Origin of the sequence: Brevibacterium picturae, assembly GCF_030453725.1 — a bacterium.
GTDB classification, from domain to species: Bacteria; Actinomycetota; Actinomycetes; order Actinomycetales; family Brevibacteriaceae; genus Brevibacterium; species Brevibacterium sandarakinum_A.
Genome location: NZ_JAKDJU010000178.1, coordinates 1 through 5876, shown reverse-complemented (window position 1 = coordinate 5876; position 5876 = coordinate 1). Strand labels below are relative to the sequence as shown.

The window sequence follows — 5876 nt, the reverse complement described above, 5'->3', positions numbered from 1 at the left end:
CGGCTCTGCTTTCGGTAGGGCTCTGCAGCTCAGGTGCTAGAACGGCGGCGGTCCTCCTGAGTCCCAAATCCATTCGTTCTTCTTTGCCAGTGGTCTGAGCATCGAGCTGTTCTTCACCCACCCGGGCTGTTCGCCCGTCGCCTTCGGCCCTGGCCGCTTCCTTGCTTTCCGTATATCACCATGCATCGGCTGATCTTCAGATCGAGCTCTCGGTTCGGGAGGATCAAGTGATTTGGCGTCCTTTGGACGCATCTCATCGAACAGTTTTGCGTGGGCTGCGTTGATCGGATGGTCACCGGGAGCGACTTCAGTGGTGATGCCATGTCGAAACACATATTCCAGAACGCCGGTGCGGGACATGCGCACCGAGTATTTGCGATCGGTCTTGGCCTGGTGGTGCAGTTTGCAGACACAATGCAAGTTCCCGAACCGAGTGAGTCCTCCCCTTTCGGGGTGATCGCGGTCAAAGGGGATGATGTGATCGATCTCCGTGTTCTCCGCGCGACCTAGGCACCCTGGGATTGTGCATGTCCGCCATTTCGCGACCAGCGTCTGCCGGACATTCGAGGGAATCTGATAGGTCTTGGCCTTGGCATCGACCGGGGTTCCCGTGGCAGGATCGGTGAGCATTCGGGTCCAGGTCTTCGAATGTCCGGCAATCCGTCGAGCCGTGTCAGCTGGGATCGGTGAGTCGTCTGAAAATACGCCAGGCAATTCGCATTCGCCGGCGAGAGTGAGGAATGGAACCGTGGTGACCATCTTCGCCTGCGAATCGAGCCATTGTCCGTGGGTCGGCATCCTCAGAACGACCTCTGCTTGAGTCTCTGAAGCCGGGCCGTCTTCGTCCGAGTGGCCTCTGTCCGTGTGGCCACCATCCGTGTGGCCTCTATCCGCGTCGTCACTGCCCGAGACTCCGCTGGCCAGGCCCGCATTCACTGCGTTGACCACATCAGCGGGGGTCAACGAGGCACCATCGGGGAGGTCCAACGGAATTTCGCGGGTCGAGGTCTGTCCGGTCGTGGTGTTATTCGAGGTCACCTGTATGTTGAGTTGAGGGCATGTCCGCGTGAGGATGTCGAACATGAGGGCAGCGATGCCGCGATCGTCATCAATCGACATTCCCGGTTCCACCTGGTCGCCGAATGGAGCGATGTTCCCAGACCGTATAGCTTTCGCAAATGCTGCGATCCGAATGTAGCAAGCCTGCAGTTCGGGTGCCGGCCCAGTCAGCGTGAGGTATGCCGTTCCGTCCGGAGCAGTTGAGATGTCAACGCGTCGGCGCTTGCTCGCCTCTTCGACACGTTCTTCGAGGGGTTCGAGCACAGCGATCTTCATGCCGAGGGACTTCTTGAAGGTTTCGATCGTGATGTCGGGTCGGCGTTCGGCTAGGTAATCGTCGATGAGTGGCAGATTCTCGAATTTCACGTCGCGGCACGCATATGCGGTGGCATTCGCATGTTCGATGGTGAAGTCCCCGGCCACGCACCGCGCAAAGAACTTGGGCAACCCGTGCACAAGAAGCATTCCCGAGGTGATCTGGATATATGCGCGAGCGGTGGTTGTGCCTAGGACTGTCGTGAACTCCGCGATATCCTCTGCCTGCGACAGTTCGTGCACCCAGTTGTAGAAGGTCTGGTCCAGCCTGAAGCGCGGGAAGTTGGGCAGCCGATTCTTCTTTCCCTTCGAATTCTCTGCCCTTCTCGCCCGTGGCCGTTTCGCGGCGCGTTGGAACCTGCGGACCGTCTCGGCGATCGTCGCGTGGGCGTACGGTTCGCCAGGGCAGGGGTTGTGCAGATGCAGATGTTCGACCACCTCGTTGAAGAACAGTTCGGCAGAGACATCCAGAGCGGACAGCTGCGCGAGATCACTGGCTGCAAAGACCGCAGCTGCATCGGCGAAGGGCGAATCCGGAGCAATGCGAAGGCGACGTCCCGAGCTTGGCGGATCATCATCGAAACCTGCGGTGGAATTGCTCCTGCGGCTCTCGTTTGCAGACGCATCCTTGGGATCATGGGCAGGTTCGGAAGCGGTGCTGTCGGGTCCGGAGGGGCGCTTCACTGTGGTCACCTGCTCTTCACGTCGGTGTGAGTGCGTACCCCAATTCTACTCACTGGCGCAGATTATTACCATCACAATAGAGTAACAAACTTATTTTTGTTCTAAATGTATTCGAGCCTGAATGCATACGAGAGGACCTCATGAACGAAACTACGAGTGGACCTGATGAGCGAAACATGGATCGCCGAGCCCACCCGGATCACACGACAGGATCACCCTGCCCATACGGGCTGCACCAAGGCTCGCTGCCGAAGCACCAGCGCCTCGGCGCGACTGCCCGCTCTCACCGCATAAGAAGCCCCGGCAGCTGATCCATGGCATCGAAAGTCTCACCGGCACCGAACTCCGTCAGCACCTCGGGCCGCTGATGGACAGGCGAGTCGGGACAGAAGCCGAAGACGTGCGCACCCGCCGCAACGCCGGCCGTCACACCGGTCGGCGAATCCTCGATCACTGCAGTCTCGGCCGGGTCGACACCCAAGGCATCAGCGGCCGCCAGGTACACGTCCGGAGCCGGTTTCGAGTGAGGCAGTTCCATTCCGGAGAAGATCCGGTCGTCGAAGACGTCGAAGAGTCCGATCTTGCGCAGCTGCAGGTTGATCTTGGGGCGGTCGGCGCTCGACGCGCACGCGAGCCGGCCGGGGTAGGCGGCGGCAAGGGCACGCACCGCCTCGGCGACTCCTGGGATTGCCTCCAATGACATTTCGAGCGCGTCGTTGCGACGTTCACGGAACCGGCTGAGCCACTCGGCGTCGATGCGGTAACCGGAATGCTCCTCGATGACGTCTGCCTCATCGCGGAGCATCTTCCCGACGAACCGGGACACGCACTCATCGCGTGAGATCTGCCATCCCAGCTCATTGAGCATCTCCCACAGAACCGTGTTCGTGAGGCGCTCAGAATCGACGAGGACTCCGTCGCAGTCGAACAGAACAGCAGCATATTTCGGGCTCAGATCCATACCCCGATTCTGCCATTCGGCCCTGACTCCTGCTCTCACCCTCGGTCGCGAGCGACCCGAAGGGAGCCCGGATCAGCCGACCGAAACCGTGGATGCCGAGTAGAGGATGTACGCAGAGACGAGCGCACAAGCGACGATGACCAGCGTGAACAAGGTCAGCCAAGCCCCAGCGGGCAAGCTCGATCCCTGGGCAAGGATGTAGGCGTCGGACTGTTGGATGCGGCGCCGGCGAGTGTGCACGCGGATGACCTTGACGAGGTCCTTGAGTGAGCCGATCGCCAGGGCCGTGCCCAGGCCGGCGACGAACACGGAGATCCATTCGACCGGCAGGAACACGACGACGAGCTGTGCGGCCACGGCCGTGACCACGGCGATCGCGGCGCCGGCGAGGTTCCGAATGAAGATGAGGGCGACGAGCAGGATGAGCGCACCGACCGACAGTGCCAAAGGTGCCCAGCCCTGGACCGCCGAGGTGATGAGAACCAGTCCGAGGACGCCGGGTGCCGGGTACCCCCAGAAACCCGACCAGGTGGCGGAGAAACCGACCTTGCCGAAGGAATTCATCTGCCCGGAGTGGTCGAAGTTCAGGGAGATCCCCTTGACTACGCGACCGGTCATCAGCGCAGCGAAGGCGTGGCCGAGTTCGTGCACGAAGGTGACGAACATGCCGAAGAAGCGCCAGACTCCCGGCGTCAGCGTCACGGCCAGCGGAATTCCGAGGACGAGCAGCAGCTGCACGGCATCGGGCTCGAGGCCGTCCTGGCGGCCGAATCCGGACGTGATGGCATCCCACCAGGTCGATACGCCCTGCTTCAGATCCATGCGCGCACCTCCACCGATTCCGGTCCCACTGCCATCAGCTGCTCGTTCATTGCGGCCCAGTCTAGGAACCGAGTCTGAGTGGCGTCCTCAGGGTCGGCCGTCGGAACAGTCGGCCGTCTGAACCGCAGACCGTATAACCGCAGACCGTCCGGCCTGTGATCGAACTCTCCACGTCAGCCCCTTACCCGCGCTTCGGCCGCGACCATAGAATTCTTCTGTGCCGACCACCGACGCTCTTCTCGCCTTTCTCGCCGCCGCCCTCGTCATCATCGTGATCCCCGGGCCGACGGTGCTCTTCGTCGTCGGCCAATCGCTCTCCCACGGCAGACGCTCGGGACTGACGAGCGTGCTCGGCGGCAGCGTCGGCATCATTCCGATCATCGTGGCCGTGGCATTCGGCGTGGGCACCATCGTCGCCCAGTCGGTCGTCATCTTCACGATCGTGAAAATCCTCGGCGCCGGCTATCTCGTCTACTTGGGCGTTCAGGGAATTCGACACCGCAGAAACGGCAATGAGGTGCCCGAGGACCCGTCGGCCTCGCATGCCGACGACAGATCTGCATCCCTCGAAGCCGACGCCGCGGTCGATGCCAACGCCCCAGTCGATCCCGACGCCGCGGTCGATCCCGAGACCGCCGCAGCCTCATTCGTCCCTGCCGGGCGGGAGCTCAGCTACCGCTCGATGTTCATGCAGGGCCTCATCGTCGGCATCTCGAACCCGAAGACGATCATCTTCTTCGTCGCGGCCCTGCCCCAGTTCGTCTCGATCGAGGCCGGCCACGTCCCGCTGCAGATGATCGTCCTCGGCCTCCTCTTCCAGGCCCTCGCCCTGTTCTCGGACGGATCCTGGGCCTTCATCGCCGGCACAGCGCGAAGCTGGTTCGCCCGCTCGCCGAGGCGGATGTCGCGTATCCGCGGAATCGGCGGCGGCATGCTCATCGGCCTCGGCGGAACGCTGGCCTTCGCCAGTCAGTAGCGTCACGTCTCCCGCTGGTTGGAGAACGCGGCGTCGAAGGAAGCCTCCGGTCGCTTCCACAGCAGCTCACGGATACGGACGACCGCCTCGGCGGCACCATGGAGCCGGTCCATACCGGCGTCCTCCCATTCGATCGAGATCGGCCCGGTGTACTCGATCGACCTCAGCGCTCGAAACGCATCCTCCCAGTGCATGTCCCCGTGCCCTGTCGACACGAAGTCCCACCCTCGCCGAGGATCGCCCCAGGTCAGGTGTGAACCGAGGATTCCGCTCCGTCCGCTCGCAGGCCGAAGCCGTGTGTCTTTGCAGTCGACGTGGTAGATGCGATCGGCGAAATCGGTGATGAAGCCGATCGTGTCCAGTCCCTGCCACAGCAGGTGGCTCGGGTCCCAGTTGAGGCCGAATGCTTCCCGGTGATCGATGCACTCCAACGCCCGCACCGTCGTCCAGTAGTCGTAGGCGATCTCGGACGGATGAACCTCGTGAGCAAAACGCACACCTTCACCGTCGAAGACATCGAGGATGGGATTCCACCGGTTGGCGAAGTCCTCGTAGCCGGCATCGATGACATCGGCGGGGACAGGTGGGAACATCGCCACATACGGCCAGATCTTCGATCCGGTGAACCCGACGACTGTGTCCACGCCGAGTCTTCGGGCCACACGGGCCGCCCGCTTCATGTCCTCGGCGGCTCTCCGGCGCACGCCTTCGGCCTCGCCATCGCCCCACACATAGTCGCGCACGATCGCCTGATGGCGGAAGTCGATCGGATCATCGCACACGGCCTGGCCCGCCAGGTGGTTCGAGATCGCCCAGACCTTGAGACCGTGCCTGTCCAATATGTCGAGACGTGACTGCAGGTACGCCGGATCCTCATCGGCCCTGGCCAGATCGAGGTGATCGCCCGAACATGCGATCTCCAGTCCGTCATAGCCCCAGGACGCCGCCAGCCGGGCCACCTCCTCGAACGGCAGATCGGCCCATTGGCCGGTGAATAGGGTGACGGGATGCGAAGTTTCGGTCATCGCTGCTCCTTTGCAGAGTATTCGGCCTCTTCAG

Annotated in this window: 5 protein-coding genes; 1 reads left to right on the top strand and 4 read right to left on the bottom strand. The window is 62.3% G+C overall.

Annotated elements, in window-relative coordinates:
- Window positions 1-36: 36 nt before the first annotated feature.
- The 3 genes from L0G76_RS13465 to L0G76_RS13455 all read right to left on the bottom strand — a co-directional run bounded on the left by L0G76_RS13465 (window position 37) and on the right by L0G76_RS13455 (window position 3841).
- A complete protein-coding gene (locus L0G76_RS13465; protein ID WP_304357687.1) occupies window positions 37-2067 on the bottom strand; it encodes an HNH endonuclease signature motif containing protein in 2031 nt (676 codons plus the stop codon).
- A gap of 274 nt (window positions 2068-2341) precedes the next feature.
- Window positions 2342-3019 (bottom strand): HAD family hydrolase, encoded by a 678-nt coding sequence (locus L0G76_RS13460; RefSeq protein WP_304357686.1) that lies wholly within the window; start codon window positions 3017-3019, stop codon window positions 2342-2344.
- A 72-nt stretch (window positions 3020-3091) separates the two neighbouring features.
- Window positions 3092-3841: a M50 family metallopeptidase gene (locus tag L0G76_RS13455; RefSeq protein WP_304357685.1), complete on the bottom strand. Its 750-nt coding sequence runs from the start codon at window positions 3839-3841 to the stop codon at window positions 3092-3094.
- A gap of 217 nt (window positions 3842-4058) precedes the next feature.
- Between L0G76_RS13455 and L0G76_RS13450 the strand changes: the two genes are divergently transcribed.
- Window positions 4059-4817: a LysE family translocator gene (locus L0G76_RS13450; protein ID WP_304357684.1), complete on the top strand. Its 759-nt coding sequence runs from the start codon at window positions 4059-4061 to the stop codon at window positions 4815-4817.
- 2 nt (window positions 4818-4819) lie between these two features.
- Here the strand turns inward: L0G76_RS13450 and L0G76_RS13445 are convergent, their stop codons facing one another.
- Window positions 4820-5842, bottom strand: a complete 1023-nt coding sequence (locus L0G76_RS13445) for a sugar phosphate isomerase/epimerase family protein (RefSeq protein ID WP_304357683.1) — start codon at window positions 5840-5842, stop codon at window positions 4820-4822.
- Window positions 5843-5876: the final 34 nt, after the last annotated feature.